Origin of the sequence: Streptococcus suis S735, from assembly GCF_000294495.1 — a bacterium.
Taxonomy (GTDB): Bacteria; Bacillota; Bacilli; order Lactobacillales; family Streptococcaceae; genus Streptococcus; species Streptococcus suis.
This window is the reverse complement of sequence record NC_018526.1, coordinates 914,964-933,467: the sequence shown is the minus strand read 5'-3', so window position 1 is coordinate 933,467 and position 18,504 is coordinate 914,964. Positions and strand designations below refer to the sequence as shown.

18 protein-coding genes and 2 pseudogenes are annotated in these 18,504 nt (G+C 38.7%); 14 read left to right on the top strand and 6 right to left on the bottom strand.

All coding sequences use genetic code 11. The features are described from left to right. Window positions 1-6: 6 nt before the first annotated feature. Together YYK_RS04590 and YYK_RS04585 are read right to left on the bottom strand one after the other, a co-directional pair. Window positions 7-984: a ribose-phosphate diphosphokinase gene (locus tag YYK_RS04590; RefSeq protein WP_014735797.1), complete on the bottom strand. Its 978-nt coding sequence runs from the start codon at window positions 982-984 to the stop codon at window positions 7-9. Window positions 985-1,128: 144 nt separating this feature from the next. After that, the gene (locus tag YYK_RS04585; RefSeq protein WP_014735798.1) at window positions 1,129-1,695 is read right to left on the bottom strand and encodes a CYTH domain-containing protein; all 567 of its coding nucleotides are present in this window, start codon (window positions 1,693-1,695) and stop codon (window positions 1,129-1,131) included. A gap of 86 nt (window positions 1,696-1,781) precedes the next feature. On the opposite strand from YYK_RS04585, the gene yjbM reads away from it, so the two are divergent. From yjbM to mutY, 8 genes are all read left to right on the top strand, one after another. Then, window positions 1,782-2,453 carry a GTP diphosphokinase gene (gene yjbM, locus YYK_RS04580; protein ID WP_002935242.1) on the top strand — a complete coding sequence of 224 codons (672 nt, stop codon included), beginning with the start codon at window positions 1,782-1,784 and terminating at the stop codon, window positions 2,451-2,453. Continuing rightward, window positions 2,437-3,255, top strand: a complete 819-nt coding sequence (locus YYK_RS04575; protein ID WP_002935241.1) for an NAD kinase — start codon at window positions 2,437-2,439, stop codon at window positions 3,253-3,255. The genes yjbM and YYK_RS04575 overlap by 17 nt, the downstream gene beginning before the upstream one ends. Next, entirely contained in the window at window positions 3,255-4,148 is an 894-nt protein-coding gene (locus YYK_RS04570; protein WP_012027041.1) for an RluA family pseudouridine synthase, read from the top strand. Before YYK_RS04575 ends, YYK_RS04570 begins: the two co-directional genes overlap by 1 nt. Window positions 4,149-4,165: 17 nt before the next feature. Next, the gene (pta, locus tag YYK_RS04565) at window positions 4,166-5,140 is read left to right on the top strand and encodes a phosphate acetyltransferase (RefSeq protein WP_012775151.1); all 975 of its coding nucleotides are present in this window, start codon (window positions 4,166-4,168) and stop codon (window positions 5,138-5,140) included. Between the two features lies 1 nt (window position 5,141). Next, window positions 5,142-6,881 (top strand): ABC transporter ATP-binding protein, encoded by a 1,740-nt coding sequence (locus YYK_RS04560; RefSeq protein WP_012775590.1) that lies wholly within the window; start codon window positions 5,142-5,144, stop codon window positions 6,879-6,881. Further along, complete coding sequence (locus YYK_RS04555; protein WP_012028203.1) at window positions 6,868-8,610, top strand: ABC transporter ATP-binding protein; 1,743 nt, start codon at window positions 6,868-6,870, stop codon at window positions 8,608-8,610. The genes YYK_RS04560 and YYK_RS04555 overlap by 14 nt, the downstream gene beginning before the upstream one ends. Then, window positions 8,594-8,986 carry a PaaI family thioesterase gene (locus YYK_RS04550; protein ID WP_012027036.1) on the top strand — a complete coding sequence of 131 codons (393 nt, stop codon included), beginning with the start codon at window positions 8,594-8,596 and terminating at the stop codon, window positions 8,984-8,986. Before YYK_RS04555 ends, YYK_RS04550 begins: the two co-directional genes overlap by 17 nt. 177 nt (window positions 8,987-9,163) lie before the next feature. After that, on the top strand, window positions 9,164-10,324 hold the full coding sequence (gene mutY / locus YYK_RS04545; RefSeq protein ID WP_014917249.1) for an A/G-specific adenine glycosylase: 1,161 nt from the start codon (window positions 9,164-9,166) through the stop codon (window positions 10,322-10,324). 662 nt (window positions 10,325-10,986) lie between these two features. Here mutY and YYK_RS04540 read toward each other — a convergent pair. Then, window positions 10,987-11,787, bottom strand: coding sequence for a helix-turn-helix domain-containing protein (locus YYK_RS04540; RefSeq protein ID WP_012027034.1), 801 nt, complete (start codon window positions 11,785-11,787; stop codon window positions 10,987-10,989). 130 nt (window positions 11,788-11,917) lie between these two features. On the opposite strand from YYK_RS04540, the gene YYK_RS04535 reads away from it, so the two are divergent. Next, complete coding sequence (locus tag YYK_RS04535; protein WP_014917248.1) at window positions 11,918-12,262, top strand: hypothetical protein; 345 nt, start codon at window positions 11,918-11,920, stop codon at window positions 12,260-12,262. Window positions 12,263-12,407: 145 nt separating this feature from the next. Further along, window positions 12,408-12,950: a hypothetical protein gene (locus YYK_RS04530; RefSeq protein ID WP_012775148.1), complete on the top strand. Its 543-nt coding sequence runs from the start codon at window positions 12,408-12,410 to the stop codon at window positions 12,948-12,950. Window positions 12,951-13,176: 226 nt separating this feature from the next. On the opposite strand, the pseudogene YYK_RS04525 reads toward YYK_RS04530, so the two are convergent. The 3 genes and pseudogenes from YYK_RS04525 to YYK_RS04515 form a co-directional block, all read right to left on the bottom strand. Beyond that, a pseudogene (locus tag YYK_RS04525) lies at window positions 13,177-14,223 on the bottom strand (site-specific integrase). 90 nt (window positions 14,224-14,313) lie between these two features. Continuing rightward, on the bottom strand, window positions 14,314-14,502 hold the full coding sequence (locus YYK_RS10395; RefSeq protein ID WP_012775147.1) for a helix-turn-helix domain-containing protein: 189 nt from the start codon (window positions 14,500-14,502) through the stop codon (window positions 14,314-14,316). An 88-nt stretch (window positions 14,503-14,590) separates the two neighbouring features. Beyond that, window positions 14,591-15,346, bottom strand: a complete 756-nt coding sequence (locus YYK_RS04515; protein WP_012027029.1) for a hypothetical protein — start codon at window positions 15,344-15,346, stop codon at window positions 14,591-14,593. Window positions 15,347-15,624: 278 nt separating this feature from the next. On the opposite strand from YYK_RS04515, the gene YYK_RS04510 reads away from it, so the two are divergent. From YYK_RS04510 to YYK_RS04485, 4 genes and pseudogenes are all read left to right on the top strand, one after another. Next, entirely contained in the window at window positions 15,625-16,392 is a 768-nt protein-coding gene (locus YYK_RS04510; RefSeq protein WP_012027028.1) for a DeoR/GlpR family DNA-binding transcription regulator, read from the top strand. A gap of 204 nt (window positions 16,393-16,596) precedes the next feature. Further along, the gene (lacA, locus tag YYK_RS04500) at window positions 16,597-17,019 is read left to right on the top strand and encodes a galactose-6-phosphate isomerase subunit LacA (RefSeq protein ID WP_012027026.1); all 423 of its coding nucleotides are present in this window, start codon (window positions 16,597-16,599) and stop codon (window positions 17,017-17,019) included. Window positions 17,020-17,045: 26 nt separating this feature from the next. Next, window positions 17,046-17,561, top strand: coding sequence for a galactose-6-phosphate isomerase subunit LacB (gene lacB, locus YYK_RS04495; RefSeq protein ID WP_012027025.1), 516 nt, complete (start codon window positions 17,046-17,048; stop codon window positions 17,559-17,561). A gap of 9 nt (window positions 17,562-17,570) precedes the next feature. Continuing rightward, window positions 17,571-18,504 (top strand): annotated as a pseudogene (locus YYK_RS04485) (tagatose-6-phosphate kinase).

Here is an 18,504-nt window from a genome sequence, read left to right as displayed (position 1 = left end):
TTACTCCTAGTTTTCTTTTTCAGGACTAGTAAATTTGAAAAGTGGGCTGAGTGGCTGATGTTCTTGGATGCGGTGGATGGCATCTGCAATCAAGTCACTAGCTGTTAGGAAGGCGATATTTTTAGGATGCTGTTCTTTGCTTGCAACAGAATCGGTAACTAATATTTCTTTGATTGGTGCTTCATCTAAGAGTTGGGCTGCAGTTCCCGTAAAGAGACCATGGCTGGCAACTGCATAAATTTCAGTAGCACCACCTTCTTGGACAATTTTTGAAGCTTGTGAGAAAGTGCGACCAGTATTGAGAATATCGTCCACCAAAATAGCTTTTTTACCAGCAACATCACCGATAATATAGCCTTCAGAACGCTCAGAATCATCTTGAGCGTAGTCGATAATCGCAATCGGTGCATTTAGAAATTCAGCGATATTACGCGCGCGTTTGATACCAGAATTTTTAGGACTCACAATGACGACATCTTCTCCGCAGAGTCCTTTTTCCATGTAGTAGGCTGCAAAAAGTGGTTCTGTAAGGAGATTGTCTACTGGAATATCAAAGAAACCTTGAATTTGTGAAGCGTGCAAGTCAAGAGTCAATACACGGTCGACACCAGCTTTAACCAGCATATTTGCAACTAATTTAGCTGTAATTGGTTCGCGTGGAGAAGCGGTACGGTCTTGACGAGCATAGCCGAAATAAGGGATGACCGCTGTAATGGTGTTGGCACTAGCACGTTTACAAGCATCGATCATAATCAATAATTCCCACAAGTGATTATTGACCGGATAGCTTGTTGATTGGATAATGTAGACGTCTACGCCACGTACAGATTCTTCAATGTTAATTTGAATCTCACCATCAGAAAACTGACGAGAAGACAGCTTTCCAAGAGGAATTCCAGCAGAATCAGCAATTTTTTCAGCAATATCACGGTTGCTATTGAGTGAGAATAATTTAATGTTATGTTCACCGAGTGGTTGTACCATTTTAAAGTAACTCCTTTTACACACTGAGCTTTTATGATGACATAAAAGTATTTTTTACAATAGATAGCTCTATTCTATCAAAAAAATGAAAAATTTTCAGTAGTGAAACTAAAAAATCAACCTTATTTGGCTGATTTTTTATAGTTATTTCATGTGGGCAGCTGTTCGTGCAACCTTACTACTAGCATATTTGAATTGAATTGATTTCTTCTTAAGGAATTCGTCAAAAAGAATTTTCCCTGCATCTGCATCGGTCACTTCGACTTCTAATTCGTAATCTTTTTGTCCCACATAATCATTTTCATCGAGTGCCATAAGGCCTATAGATGTCTGTTTCTCATAGCGTTTTGTTGTGAGACTTCCCCAGACAACAAGTTTATCAAGTGGAATTTCGGTTGCAGAAATAATGTCAGAAATTTGTCCGGCTGGTAGTTGAAAATTTTCCAGTAAATCATGAGCAGTTTGGATGTCTAGAACTTGGTTATATTCTTGATTGCCGACTTCTTGTGGAATTTTTAAGGTTAGTTCTGCTGAGTCCTCAAATGTACGAATACGGAGTGAAAAGCGGTGATTCTTCATATCTAGGTCTGGGGTATCAATGTAGTGGTTTGTTTGAAGAATTGGGCTCACATCTGAAAAGTCAGTAAGCAGGCGTTTGTATTCGGATTTGGTCAGTAAGGTTTTATACTCAATTTCAAGGTGGTTTTTCATGCAGTAAACCCTTTCAATGTGTTATAATAGATTAGTCTTTGTGTTATTCTAATACAATTTAAAAGTTTTGACAAGAAAGGGGCCGTATGGACTTTAACTGGGAAGAATTTTTAGACCCCTATATTCAGACAGTTGGTGAATTGAAAATCAAACTGCGGGGGATTCGCAAGCAGTATCGCAAGGCTAACCGGCATTCTCCAATTGAGTTTGTCACAGGACGGGTAAAACCGATTGAATCCATTAAAGAAAAAATGGCCCTGCGACATATCAAATTGGAAAATCTTGCTCAAGATATGCAAGATATTGCCGGTCTTCGGATTATGGTTCAATTTGTGGACGACATTGAAGAAGTATTAGCTATTTTGCGGAAACGCAAGGATATGCAAATTGTGCATGAACGGGATTATATCAACAATATGAAAGCCTCTGGCTACCGTTCATATCATGTGGTGATTGAGTATCCTGTGGATACTATAAATGGCAACGAGACGGTTCTGGCAGAAATCCAGATTCGAACCCTTTCCATGAATTTCTGGGCTACAATTGAACATTCTCTGAATTATAAATATAAGGGGAATTTTCCAGAAGAAATCAAGAAACGCTTGGAAGTTACAGCAAAAATTGCTTATGAATTAGATGAGGAGATGCGAAAAATCCGCAACGACATTCAAGAAGCGCAGGCCTTATTTGATCCTGCCTATCGCAAACTGAATGACGGTGTGGGCAACAGTGATGATACAGATGAAGAATACAGGTAGAAAAAAAATCGCTCTGCTCGCTAGTCGAAATCCTAAGAGTGAAGCGGTGTCCAAAGAATTATGGACAAAGTTAAAAGAAGCAAATTTTATTTTGACTCCTAAAAATCCAGATATTGTCATTTCTATCGGTGGAGATGGGATGCTTTTATCTGCTTTTCACAAATATGAAAAGTTGATTGATCGTGTACGTTTTGTAGGAATTCACACGGGTCATTTGGGGTTTTATACAGATTATCGCGATTTTGAAGTGGACAAGCTGATTGAAAATCTTAAGCTTGATACAGGTGCTAGAGTATCGTATCCGATTTTAAATGTTAAGGTCAAGATGACAGATGGTCGCATTGTCGAGGCGCGTGCCTTAAATGAGGCGACAGTAAAACGTCTTTCTAAGACCATGGTCGCAGATATTATTATTAACAATGTGCCCTTCGAACGCTTTAGAGGGGATGGAATTTCGGTTTCAACGCCGACAGGCTCAACAGCCTATAACAAGTCATTAGGTGGTGCTGTTTTACATCCAACAATCGAGGCATTGCAGATTGCAGAAGTGGCAAGTTTGAACAATCGTGTTTACCGCACCTTGGGTTCATCCGTTGTTGTCCCTAAAAAAGACAAGATTGTGATTGAACCAAAGCATAGTGACCGTTACTCGATTGCGGTAGACAATAAGACTTTTGTCTATGATAGTATTGAAAGTATAGAGTATCAGATAGACAATAGTAAGATTCATTTTGTTGCAACACCGAGTCATACTAGTTTTTGGAATCGGGTTAAGGACGCCTTTATTGGAGAGGTGGAGTAATGCGGTTTGAATTCATTGCTGACCAGCATACTAAAATAAAAACTTTTTTGAAAAAACATGGTGTTTCAAAAGGTTTGTTGGCCAAAATTAAGTACACAGGTGGCAATATTTGGGTCAACGATATTGAGCAAAATGCAACTTACTTGCTAGATATTGGAGATAGGGTTACAATTGACATACCTGCTGAAGAGGATTTGACTGGTAGTTTAAAACCGATTTTCTTTCCGTTGGATATTGTCTATGAAGATGATCATTTTCTGGCGATAAATAAGCCGGTTGGCTACGCCTCCATTCCTTCTGCTTTGCATTCATCCACAATCGCAAATTTTGTAAAAGGTTATCTTATTGAGCAGAATTATGAGAATAAGCAGGTTCATATTGTGACTCGTCTGGATAGGGATACATCAGGCGTCATGCTGTTTGCCAAGCACGGCTATGCCCATGCACGACTCGATAAGCAGTTACAGGCCAAGCTTATTCATAAACGTTATTATGCTTTGGTGAAGGGGAATGGGCAGCTAGAAGAGACAGGGGATATTATTGCCCCTATCGGTCGTCCAGAAGACAGCATCATTACCCGTTGTGTGACAAAGAATGGAAAATATGCTCATACTTCCTATCGTGTTGTGCAATCGTGGGGAGATATTCATTTAGTAGATATTCAACTACATACTGGGCGGACTCATCAGATTCGTGTTCATTTTTCTCACATTGGATTTCCATTGTTAGGAGATGATATGTATGGTGGAAGTTTGGAATGTGGGATAGAACGTCAAGCCTTGCATTGTCATAATTTGGCCTTCGACAATCCTTTTTCAGCCGAAAGGATTGATTTGGAAGCACCGCTTCCTGAGGATTTTCAGGCTGTCATCAATCAGTTAATAAGTAAATAAATTTAAGGAGTTTGTTCATGAAAATTTTTGAGCAATTAGCTACAAAGCTAGAGGGTAAAAAAGTACGTATCGTATTGCCAGAAGGTGAAGAACCACGTATCTTGCAGGCGACAAAACGTTTGGTAAATGAGTCGGATGTAGTACCCGTCTTGCTTGGAAACCCAGATCGTATTAAGATTTACCTTGACATTGAAGGGATTACAGAAGGTTTTGAAATTATTGACCCAGCTCATTATGATAGATATGATGAGATGGTAGCTGCTTTGGTAGAGCGCCGTAAAGGTAAGGTATCAGAAGAGCAGGCACATGAGTTGTTGAAAGATGTGAACTACTTTGGTGTTATGTTGGTATATATGGGCGTAGTAGAAGGTATGGTATCTGGTGCGATTCATTCAACTGCTTCAACAGTTCGTCCAGCTCTTCAAATCATTAAAACAGAGCCAGGTGTATCGAAAACATCAGGTGCCTTCTTGATGGTAAAAGGTGAAGAGCGTTATATTTTTGGTGACTGTGCTATCAACATTGATCCAGATGCTCAAACCTTGGCAGAAATCGCTATCAACTCAGCACGTACTGCTAAAATGTTTGGTATTGATCCAAAAGTTGCAATGCTCAGCTATTCAACAAAAGGATCTGGCTCAGGTCCTAAAGTTGATAAGGTGGTTGAAGCAACTAAAATTGCTCAAAAATTGCGTCCGGAGTTGGATTTGGACGGTGAATTGCAATTTGATGCTGCCTTTGTCCCTGCTACAGGTAAATTAAAAGCACCAGGTTCGAGTGTTGCTGGTCAAGCGACTGTATTTATCTTCCCAGGTATCTCAGCTGGGAATATTGGTTATAAAATTGCCGAACGTATGGGTGGATTTGCAGCGGTAGGTCCTGTTTTACAAGGTTTGAATCAGCCTGTAAACGACTTGTCTCGTGGTTGTAACCCTGATGATGTTTACAACTTGACCTTGATTACTGCGGTTCAGGCTTTGGAGCACCGTTAATATGAAATTTTTATCACGATATTTTAAGGACTATATTAAGGAATCCATATTAGGTCCAGTTTTTAAACTATTGGAAGCTTGTTTTGAGCTTTTGGTACCATTAATTATCGCCTATATCGTTGATACAATTATTCCAAATGGCAGCCAGGGAAACCTGGTTGCTATGCTTTTTTTACTGGTTGGTATAGCATGTATTGGAATTATTGTTTCACTAATAGCGCAATATTATTCAGCTAAAGCAGCAGTTGGAGTGACTAAAGAGCTGACGAATGACTTGTATCAGAAGGTTCTTTCCCTTCCCAAGTCTAGCCGAGATATTCTTTCCTCATCCAGTTTGCTGACACGATTGACCAGCGACACTTTACAAATTCAAACGGGTATTAATACTTTTCTTCGTTTGTTTTTACGTGCTCCAATTGTCGTATTTGGTTCGCTCATCATGGCATTCTATATTAGCCCAAGTCTATCTGCCTATTTTCTAGGAATGATTATCCTATTGATTTTTATAGTGACAGTCATTTCTGTTATGACCAGCCGTATTTATCAATCGATGCGAAAAGAATTAGATGGTTTGGTGGGGCAGGTACGTGAGACCGTGACTGGTTGGCGAGTGATTCGTGCATTTGGACAAAGAGAGCGGGAAATTAAGGCTTTTCAAGGCATAAATCAGATTTATAAGAAGCAACAGTTGCAGGCTGGTTTTTGGTCTAGTCTTTTATCGCCATTGACATTTTTGGTGGTCAACAGCACCTTACTCATTCTCATCTGGCAAGGAAATATAGCCATTTCACACAATTTGTTGGAACAGGGGATGTTGGTCGCTCTTATCAACTACCTTCTTCAAATTTTAGTCGAATTGGTCAAGATGATTATGGTCGTGTCTACTCTCAACCAGACCTATATTTCAGCGCAACGTATTCAAGAGGTGTTTGACCAAACATCTGAGGATGTAGAGTCTAGTTTGCCAAAAGTGGTTAGTGAGGATAAGGAAATCATCTTTTCTGTGCGTCATCTTTCCTTTTCTTATCCAAAATCTGCTGAGGAGTCCCTGTCTGACATTACTTTTGACTTACGTAAGGAACAGTTTATGGGAATTATCGGGGGAACTGGGTCAGGTAAGTCCACCCTAGTAGATTTATTGCAGGCACTCTATTCAGTGCCAACAAATCAGCTCTCTCTCTTCATTGATGGAAAAAGTCCTAAGAATTTAAAAGAGTGGCGGCAGCGAATTGCCATCGTTCCGCAACAGGCCCAGCTTTTTGCTGGAACTATTCGTTCTAATTTATCTTTAGGATTGGAAGAAATATCTGATAGTGACCTATGGTCTGCTTTAGAAATTGCACAGGCTAAATCTTTCATAGAGGATAAAGGTGGTTTGGATAGCCCTGTCGAAGCCTTTGGGAAGAATTTTTCTGGTGGACAGCGTCAACGTTTGACCATTGCACGCGCTATTTTACAGAAAGCACCGATTTTAATCTTAGATGATGCAACATCTGCTCTGGATTATTTGACGGAGAGTCGATTATTAGCTGCTATTCGCCAGGAATTACCAGGTCAGAACTTAATCATGGTGTCACAAAGAACCAATAGTTTACGGACAGCTGATCAGATTTTGGTCTTGGAACAAGGGCGTCAAGTTGGACTTGGTCGCCATGAGGACTTGCTGAGAAGCTCTGCTATTTATCAAGAAATTCACCAATCGCAACAACAAGGAGAGGAGGATAGCTATGAGACAATCTAGTTTTAAGGAACTGGTCAGATTGGTTCTACACCAGCCCCTTCGAATGTCCTTGATGTTGGTGGGAACTTTGGTGCAAGTCCTTCTGACAGTTTATCTGCCTATCTTGATTGGTCAGGCAGTTGATGCAGTATTGATAGCAAATGGTCAGGTCTTGCTCGGTATCTTAGGCAAAATGGTGATGGTTATCTTGCTTAATACACTGGTGCAATGGTACTTACCTTTGGTAACCAATCGCTTGGTTTACGGAATGGTGGCCGACTTGCGTGAACAGGTCTATGTGAAGCTGCACCAGATGCCCTTATCTTATCTTGATCGTCAATCAGTCGGTGACTTGGTGGCTCGTTTTTCAAGTGATAGCGAGCAATTAACAAATGGTCTCTTGATGATTTTCAATCAATTTTTCATTGGTATCTCGACCATTTTCCTAACCATTTTCACTATGGCTAGGCTTGACTTGACGATGATGTTGGTTGTTGTTGCCCTGACTCCAGTTTCTCTGCTTGTGGCACGCTATATCGCTAAGAAATCCTATGGTTATTATAGGCAACAGACTCAGGCACGTGGGAGGCAATCTCAGCTTTTGGAAGAGTCCATCAGTCAATTGACACTGGTTCAATCTTTCAATGCTCAAGAGCAATTTACGCAAGGTTTTCAAGTTGTGAATGACCAGTATGCGACCTATTCCCAACAGGCTATCTTTGCCTCTTCAACGGTCAATCCAAGTACTCGCTTTGTCAATGCTATTATTTATGCCTTACTTGCAGGACTTGGAGCGCTAAGAATTATGGCAGGAAATTTTACAGTGGGATCCCTGACAACCTTCCTCAATTATGCTAGTCAGTACAGCAAGCCTTTTAATGATATTTCCTCGGTCCTATCGGAATTGCAGAGCGCCTTAGCTTGTGCAGACAGGCTGTTTGCTATCTTGGCTCTAGATAGCATTGACGACCAGGCTGAGCGGAAAATTGATTCAGAGGAGTTGAAGGGAGCTATTTCCTTTGACAATGTGTCTTTCTCATATAGCCCTGAACGTTCTCTGATAGAACATTTGGACATTGCTGTCAAAGCTGGACAAAAAGTAGCCATTGTTGGACCTACTGGTGCTGGCAAATCAACCATGATTAACCTTCTTATGCGCTTCTACGATGTGACGGCTGGTCAGATTGTCTTAGATGGGGTTCCGATTAGCCAGTATAGTCGTGAGGATCTTCGCAGACAGATTGGGATGGTTTTACAGGAGACATGGATCAAATCTGGTACCATTCATGATAATATTGCCTATGGCTATCCAAATGCCACGCGGGAATTGGTCATTGAGGCGGCTAAGGCAGCTAATGCAGACTTCTTTATTCGTCAGCTTCCGCAGGGCTACGATACAGTTTTGGCAGATGGAGGAGAAGGCTTATCCCAGGGACAACGTCAGCTTTTGTCTATTGCGCGTGTCTTTGTCAAGATACCTAAAATCCTGATTTTAGATGAGGCGACTTCCTCTATTGATACACGGACAGAAATTTTAGTACAGGAAGCATTTGCCAAATTGATGGAAGGACGGACCAGTTTTATTATTGCTCATCGCCTATCAACCATTCAATCAGCTGACTTGATTTTGGTCATGGTGGATGGAAAAATTGTTGAACAAGGGAATCATGAAGCGTTGATGGCTGAACAAGGCGTTTATTATCAAATGCAAACAAGTCAGCAGACAGAGGAGGATGAAAGTGTTAGATAAATTAAACTTACAACCGATTACGGTTTTAGATGACTATCAAGCTACAATGCTCAATGAGAAAGAGGTGCTAATGACCACAAAGGTGACGGAAAAATCTCTCAATCCATACGGTATGGCACATGGAGGCTTTCTTTTCACATTGGCAGATTCAGTTGCAGGTCTGACAACGGTAGCAAGTGGTTCTTATTCTGTCACCCTACAGTCCAATATTCATTATATGAAGGCAGCTAAACTTGGTGATACCTTATCAGTAATAGGCTCTTGCACACATGATGGAAGTAGAACAAAGGTCGTCGAAGTTAAGATAGAAAACCAAGATAAACAGCTACTTGCTTCAGCAAGTTTTACCATGTTTGTAACAGGAAAAGTAGAATAAAACTCTTCGAACATCAAAAGCAGACAGTCTTGGCTAGATTTAGAAAAACAAATTCGTTCGCTCTATTTCCAACCTCCAAAGGTTCCCCAAACCTTTGGAGCTAGTTTGATTTTGATTATAAACGATATAAGGGAGTTGGCAAAAGCTGGCTCCCTTTCTTTGTGTTATACTAGATGTATGTTAAATTTGAAAGAATATGGAATCGAAATGTGGCCGGAGGAAAAGATTCAAGCTTTTCGCAAAGCACTCTTAGATTGGTATGATGCCAATAAACGTGACTTGCCTTGGAGACGGACCAAGGATCCGTATGCTATATGGGTTTCTGAAATCATGCTTCAACAGACAAGAGTAGACACGGTCATTCCTTATTATGAACGTTTTCTCCATCACTTGCCTACGATTAGTGATTTAGCACAAGCACCAGAGGAGGTCATTCTCAAACTCTGGGAGGGATTGGGCTATTATTCGCGCGTGCGGAATATGCAAAAGGCGGCTCAGCAAATGGTAGAAGATTTTGATGGGCAATTTCCGACCACGCATGCAGCCATTTCAAGCCTAAAGGGCATTGGTCCTTATACTGCTGGAGCAATTTCCAGTATTGCTTTTAATTTGCCAGAACCAGCGGTAGATGGCAATGTGATGCGGGTTCTCAGCCGCTTGTTTGAGGTTGATTATGACATTGGTCTTCCTGCCAATCGCAAGATTTTCCAAGCGATGATGGAGCTATTGATTGATTCAGAGCGACCGGGCGATTTCAACCAAGCTCTAATGGATCTAGGGTCGGATATTGAATCGCCAGTTAATCCACGTCCCCAGGACAGCCCAGTCAAAGCCTTTAGCGCAGCCTACTTAAACGGTACAATGGATAAGTATCCAATCAAAGCACCAAAGAAAAAGCCGATTCCCGTGGCCTACCAGGGATTTCTCATCAGGAATAAAGACAATCAATTTTTATTGGAAAAAAATAATGAAGCAGGTCTTCTATCAGGTTTCTGGTCTTTTCCGCTTTTGGAAAAAGGAGCAATCGTTGACAAACAAGTCTCTCTCTTTGAAGTTGCAGAAGAAGTTGTTCAGCCAGATATTCGGCAGAGCTTTACGGAACTTTATGGTCTGACTGTTGATTGGCAAGAGCAAGAATTTGGCATCGTCCAGCACATTTTTAGTCACCGCAAATGGCAGATAGAAATGGTAGAAGGTGTGGCAGAAACACTTAACCTTCCAGAATCAAAAGAATTGAAATGGGTTTCTGTAGAAGATTTTCCTACCTACCCATTTGCTAAGCCGCAACAAAAAATGTGGGAAAACTTTATCAAGGAAAAAGAAAAGCAAAAAAGTTGACTTTGGAGCACATAATTATTTGAAAGCGTTTTATAATAGTGGTATAATCTAATTGAAAAAAGGAAATAGTTAGTTAAGATGTTGAACGCCATCTGAATTGCTGAAAGGAGTTCTTTAGCGTTCGTAGAAGTGTATATACTATTAGCCATCTTTCTCTAATAAAAAGAGAGGGATGCTAGTAGGGGAAAAGTCCGTTATCCCTGTTTTATATCTATTTGTGATATCCATTGTCAAATGCATAGCATTAACTCATTATTTAGCCTTGCTACCCGGTTCAATCAGAAGTAGGCTAAGATTATTCGTGTCGTAACTACTATGTGTTCAAGATGTTGTAACTTTTGAACATAACCTTAGAAAATCACAAAAACCTCTAGCGATTTTCATCATAATAAGCAATCTCCACACTTTAGACAAATAGTAAGAGGACAATCAAAGACATAAGGGTAGCAGAATAATTATTTAATCATTAACTTGTTGTCAAATAACTATCTGGTAATGGACTTTTCCAATTTGACATATAAAAAGGAGGCTGTCATAGCCTCCTTTTACTGTGCTTTTCAATTTGTTTTCAGTAGGAAAAAACGCCAGCTATACGGACAGACTTTCCAAAACTAGATGGATGAATGTAGCATATATAACTAGTGATTAACTAGGCTTAAAAATCAATCTGGACTATAAATATCTACAACTTGACCAATAGGTCGAATATCGTCTTCTGGGCTAAAATAGATATCATCATAGTCAGAATTGAGTGATTGCAAATAGTCACCTTTGAACTTTTTAACAAAATTTTCCCCATTGACTGAAAAAATTCCAATCGTATTTAGAGGAATATGAGGAGTTAGGCGAATGAAGAGATAGTCTCCATCCTCGATATGCGGAGCCATAGAATCTCCCACAACCTGAGCGATTGTATCATAAGATTGGTTATCTGGAATCTCATCGTTATAGAATGATACAAGATTGTTCATATCTGTATCCTGCCAGTAACCTGTACCGGCAGAAACCTTACCAGGAACAGGTAATTCGATTCGCTCCCGATAGTCATCCAAGTGAAGAATAGAAGCAGAAGGAGTAACTGAGGCAGTTTGCATAGCTGCTAACTGTTCTTGACCAAAAGTTAACCATTGTGCATGGAAATCACCTTTTAGTTCATTGTCCAAGGTTAGAACCTCTGGATGAATAGGCTGTTGAAAGAGTTTAAATTGGGAAGGAGTAATCGTTAAAGCTATATCCTGATTGGAATCTAGTTGCTCGATTAGCTCACCAACCGATATAGCCATGCCCTTAGCGACTTTTTCTAGCGTATCCATCGTTGGCAGGAGAGCTTTTTTGGTTTTGGGATGCTGGTTCTTTTCCAACATAGAAATATAACCTTTTGTTAAACCAGATAATTCAGCGAATTTATCCATTGATAATTTATTCTTGCTTCGGTATTCTTTTAAAATATCACCTAAAATCATGATTGTCTCCTTATCTGTTTAACTAATTATACCATTAAAAAATATTTTTTGCAAATTTTGTTTAACGTGTTTAACAAAAAATCAAAACGGTGTTATGATAATCTCACAAAAAGAAAAATAGGAGTCGCAAATGAAAAGGATTACAGAGATTTCTTGGAATGATATTTATAAAGAGTGGGAAACCTATGCTAATCATTTTGGTTTGGCGACTCCGATAAATACTGAAAAATTGCGAAATCAGAAATCGAAGGATTTTGGAAAAGGAAGTCTGATTACGCTGGACTTATTAGCCGATTACGATACTGATTTTGAGAAGACCGCAGCTATTTGGGTAGCTTCATTTTGTAGAGATTTAATACAAGATTACGCATATTTACTAAATGGTAGAGCCTATCTTACAGTCAATCAGATTTATTTTCAGGCACTCAAACAATTCCAGTCAGAAGCGGTAATATGGTCAAAACCTCTCACATGATTGCAACCGAAGTTATTTGTATCTTATCGTTTGTTGGAAAATCTTGATTTGAGTCATTATTCTTGTGTAGTTGAGTTAGCAATGTTGTAGGCTAGTATGGTTCGGACACAGATATTAGAAAAGTAATTATAGTAGGAGAATGAAAATGTTTAATTTGTTGAATAAGAAAGCTGAAGTATCGAAAGTTGCAGAGTATTGGAATGATACCTTGATAGAAAGAGGAATTTTGAGCGCTAATGAATTGCTCGAAGGAAAATGCTGGAGATGTAAAAGTTCTCATGGTGTAAATATGTGTCAGATTGTATCAAGCAAATGGAGCAAGGATACGAGCCTGGCTAATCAGATGGTCCTATGTCTATCCTGTCAGCATGAAAAACCTAATGTAGCTGATACAGAAATTGTGTGGCAATGGTTAGAAGTTGAGAATAATGAACGTTACTGGACTCTACAAGGTATGGCAGAATATGAGAAAATGTATAAAAAATCAGTACTTCAAGAGTTATGGGATATGGGAATTCGAGATGGTGAAGAAGTCGATACGCTTGTAAATAAAGTAACTAGCCTTTCTCGTAAGAATGATATTGTTTTAAATAGAGCAACCTTAGCAGGATTATTTCGCTGTGAAATCGAACAAATGCGTCGAAAGGCATTTCTAAATTGGACAGGAATTTTTAAGCTAGTCAGTTAACCGATACAGTTGTAGGAAAACATCTCATGCTGATTGGAGTAACAGATAAATAAAAAGCGCATCAGCTTAGAATCTTAAAGAAAGAAGTCTAATGATGCGTTTATAGGGTTATATTTCAGCTAATAAAATTGGAGTGAATGTTTTTGAATTATAGCTCAAAACGTTAATCCAAACGTTATGGCGACAACATTTGTGCCGACTTTTTGGTTCAAATTGGTTCAAATGTTTACTCGCTTAATGAATTCAATAAATTTAAGGCCTCAGCATCTTGCTGGTGTCTTTTTTCTGGCATCAATTCTAGATAATACTGTTGTGTTGTTAAGATAGAGTTATGACCTAGACGACGAGAAATATAGTCTAGGCTAATATCTTTTGAAAAGAGAAATGAGGCATGCGTGTCACGAAGTCCATGAAATGTCGTTTTTGTTAATCCCAACTGTTTTAACAGCTTTTGAAGTTGACTAGCTTGCTTGAATCCATTTCAATCAAAGATATAGCCTTCTTTTATTTGTGCAAGCTTTGTCACAGCTTGATAAACATCTTCGTTGATGGAAATATCACGCTTAGAATATTTGGTTTTAAGCTGGGCATCGTCATTAGTTGGACTAATTGATCGAAGAATTTTGATACCATATTCAAAAATATCTTCTTTTTTAATTCCTAAAAGTTCTCCGCGCCTTGCTCCTGTCTCAAGGGCGAGAGCAACAAGAACATTAAATTCATCCTCAGTATGACTTAGGCAGTATTGTCTGAGTTTTTTAAATTCTGTGATAGATAGTGGTATATTTCGTTTAGGTTGTTCTTGTCCTTTTGATTTCAAAAGATGACCAAAATCATTACTAATCAAACCACGAGCATACGCATATTTTAATGAACCATGGATTTTAAGAACAAGTTCTTTTACTGTTTTTTTAGAGTGGGTTTCAGCGTATTGGTCGATTTTCTTTTGCATGACGAGATCGTCAAGGTGTTTAAGTTGAATACCATCAAAAAGGTCATCAACTATTACGAGAGTTCGTTTATAGTTAATAAAGGTGGCTTCGCGAACGTCAGTTTTCTTGACCGTATGGACCCAATTTCTATAAAAATCAGGAAATAGGGTGGAGCGTTCGGCAATGTTTTTGCCACGACCTTTTTCAAGTTCCATTTCTAATGTCCAAAGCTCAGCATCTTTTCTGTTGCTAAAGGTTTTAGTTTCTCGTTTATATTCTCCTTTCTTATAAAGTGATACAGTTGCACGGTAAGAGTTACCACGTTTTGTTATTGTTGACATTTTATCAGCCTTTCTATAAAAAATGATTGATAAAATAGACTAGTCACATATAGGATATATGAAAAATCTAATTTTATCAATCATTATCCGTCAATCGCAGTGGCTTTCAATAAATTTAACCAGTTTTGACTTCAAATAGCGCTCTTGTTTTCCCACCATAAAGCATTGAAAGTCTGGGTGACTTCTAATGTACTTACCAAATGATTTAGGATCTATTCCAAGTAGTTCCGCTACTTGTTGTCTATTTAACAGAAGAGGAGAATTATTTTGAGGTAACATATAAAATTCCTTTCATTTTCTAGATATAAGTATTATGCCACATGTGCAACAAATCGAGGCTTGATTTTTGAAAAATGTACAATGTTTCCTAACGTTTCAATAAAATATAAGCATAGGAATGTGGAAATTCCTCTGGTCTATTGTGTCCCAGAGCCTTTGTTACAATTTTACAAGCTTTTCTGTCGAGCGAGATGCCAACTAACTCTTTACGCAGATGGATAATTTCTTTACGATTTCTAATCTTGGAAATTTCGCGTGCTACACTGCGATAAACACGCTCTGCATACTCTGCAGGATATTTGTGTGACTTTAATGCTGTTGGAACTTTCTTTCCATCAAAATCGTCGAGGATTAAATCTTTGGGAACATGAAAGACTTTCTTTTTTCCTGCTCGTTGGAAAATAGCGACTAACCACTCTTCCTCCTCTTGACTAGTGGCCATGATTGGAGACCAGCGATCTCTGCGTCCTTTTGTGTGATGCTTATGGCCGGCTAAATTTAAATACCAACGGCCATCACGGCCGCGTTGCAGAGCATCGCCAGTGACGTGGATTAATTCACTTTTGCGTAAGCCTGTCGAGGTAACTACTTTATGCCAGTAGTCGTTATTTTTGTTGGATAAACGATAGTCTTTATGTAATACACGATTGTTCATACGATTCGCACGAGTACGTGGTTGTGTAGCGATGAAATTAGTTGAGGAAACTCCGAGAACTTTGGCCAATGCTACTTTGTAGGTAGCTTGTGTATATGGACTTAAACCAATCTCTATACAATATTGTAAGTATTGATTGATAAGTTCTATCCAACCTTCCGTATCTTTTTCAACATTACCTAATGCCATTAACTGTTCTGGCGAAATGTTAATTGAAACCCATTTTGCAAAACAATGCTATGAACCTGAATAGTTATGGAGTGTACGATGAGTGTGGATTAACTCAATGCTTTCTTTTTTCCTTGCAGTCGGTTCTAACGAACCGATGTTTTGCGAACTGCGCAAAACCTGCTCGCGAAGATTGCTCTCATAATAAAGTTGTAATTATCATTTAAAATAATGTTCAAAATTCCAACATATTCTTGTTTATTTTTGATATAATGTAAAAAAACAACAAAGGATTAAACATGAATAAACGAGAACGACTAGAAGAAATTACACGATTGGTAAACAAAAAAGGCACAGTTCGAATTTCTGAGATAGTAGAATTGCTAAATGTTACTGATATGACTGTTCGACGTGATTTCATTGAATTGGAAGAGCAAGGTGTCTTAACAAAAATTCATGGCGGTGCTAGAAGTAATAAGGCTTTTCAATATCGAGAATATTCCCATTCTGAGAAACACATTCAGAATAAGGAAGCCAAGCAAGAGATAGCGGAAAGGGCTGCACAACTGATAGAAGATGGAGACACGGTATTTTTAGGTCCAGGAACAACAGTGGCCTTTCTGGCTGAGGCCATTAAAAATCTTCGCCTAACTGTCATCACAAATTGTATGCCTGTTTTTACTATCCTATCACAAAAGAAGACAGAGGATTTTCAAGTCTTTCTCCTTGGAGGAGAATATCGGCAAGTGACAGAATCTTTTGTAGGAGAAATTACCAATACAAGTTTAGAAAAAATGCGATTCAGCAAGATTTTCTTTTCAGGTAACGGACTTAAGGGAACTGATGTCATGACCTCTACCCTAGCGGAAGCCTATACGCAAAATATTGCCATTAAACATTCTTTAGAAAAATATCTACTGCTGGATGCCACGAAAATTGGAAAAGATGATTTTACTTCTTTTTGTGATTTGAATGATGCAACTGCTCTAGTGACAGATATGAATGCAAAGGATGAAAATTACCAATTATTAAGTAATCACATTGAAATTATTTCTACAAAATCATAAAGTTATCAAAACCAACAGAGAAATGTTGGTTTTTTGTTTGTATACGAAAAAAACAAACAAAAATAAAATAAAATATGTTGACTTTGTGTTTGTTTGGTTGTATAATTTAAACATAAAAAGCGAAAACGCTTTTCTAAGTTTTGCAAAACAAAGATTTTCTGCCAAATATGGCTACAACTTTCTATTTTTGTTAGGAGATAAGTTATGACAATCATTATCGGTGCTGATCCAGCGGGCTCAAAACTAAAAGACGTTATTAAAGATTATTTGCTAGAAAAATCATATGACTTTAAAGATGTCAGTGATGGAAGTGATTTTGTTGATACAACTTTGGCAGTAGTTGCAGAAGTTAATCAACAGGAAGGAAATCTTGGCATTGTGATTGATGCTTATGGCGTTGGTCCATTTATGACCGCAACTAAAGTCAAAGGCATGATCGTTGCAGAAGTTTCAGACGAACGCTCTGCCTATATGACAAGAGGACACAACAATTCGCGTATTATTACAATCGGTAGTGAGATTGTAGGAGAAGGAATTGCTAAAAATATCGTTAAAGGATTTGTTGAAGGTGAGTATGATGGTGGCCGTCACCAAATTCGTGTCGATATGCTAAATAAAATGTGTTAATGGTTGTAAACAAAGGAGAATAAGAGATGAAAATTGCAATCGGTTGTGACCACATTGTAACCTATGAAAAAATCGCTGTGGTAGATTATTTGAAAAATCAAGGCTATGAAGTATTGGACTTTGGGACTTATGACAATGTTCGTACTCATTACCCAATCTTTGGTAAAAAAGTTGGTGAAGCAGTTGTGAGCGGGCAAGCAGATTTGGGAATTTGTATTTGTGGAACAGGTGTTGGAATCAACAATGCTGTAAACAAGGTACCTGGCGTCCGATCAGCCCTGGTTCGTGATATGACCTCTGCACTCTATGCAAAAGAAGAGTTAAATGCCAACGTCATTGGTTTTGGAGGAAAGATTACGGGCGAGCTGCTCATGTGCGACATCATTGAAGCCTTTATTAAAGCAGAATACAAACCAACTGAAGAAAACAAACGCTTAATTGAAAAGATTGCTGCAGTTGAAACGCTCAATCAAGAGCAAGCTAATCCAGAGTTCTTTACAGAATTTCTTGAAAAGTGGGATCGTGGAGAATACCACGACTAGGAGGCTCACATGATTTTGACAATCACTTTAAATCCGTCGGTTGATATTGCCTATCACTTGGATACCTTTCATTTGGATACGGTCAATCGAGTAGAAAAAAGTTCAAAAAACAGCTGGAGGCAAGGGGCTCAATGTCACACGAGTTTTGAAACAAATTGGTGAAGATATAGTGGCTACTGGTTTTATTGGTGGTGAGATTGGAAGTTATGTAAAGAAACAACTCACTCGAAATGATATTAAAAATTCCTTTGTGGAAATTGGGAGCGAAACACGTAATTGCATTGCGATTCTTCATGATGGCAAACAGACGGAGATTTTAGAACAAGGCCCAATTATTCAAGAACATGAAGCCTTGAATTTTATAGAACACCTTGAAATCGTCCTGAACAATGTAGATGTAGTTGTCATTTCAGGAAGTTTGCCTAAGGGACTTGCTAGCAATTATTATGTTGAGATTGTAGAACTTTGTAAAAAATACGGTGTAGCTGTTGTTTTGGATTGTTCTGGTGAGGCGCTGAAAAACGTTTTAGAAAGCCAGCAGAAGCCGACAGTTATTAAGCCGAATACAGAAGAGTTATCACAACTGATTGGTAAAGAAGTTACTGATGATATTCAAGAGTTGAAATCAGTTTTGTCTGATCAACTTTTCCAAGGAATTGATTGGATAGTCGTCTCATTAGGAGCAAAGGGGGCTTTTGCCAAGCACAATGACAAGTTCTATCGTGTCAGAATTCCAAAAATCAAAGTTGTCAATCCAGTAGGATCAGGAGATTCAACTGTTGCAGGTATTGCAGCAGGTTTGGTACATGCTTTACCTGAAGCAGAATTATTAAAAAATGCTAATGTTTTAGGCATGTTAAATGCTCAGGAAGAACAGACAGGTTACGTCAATTTAGAAAATGCAGAATCGTTGTATTCTCAAATCGAAGTTGAAGAGGTATAA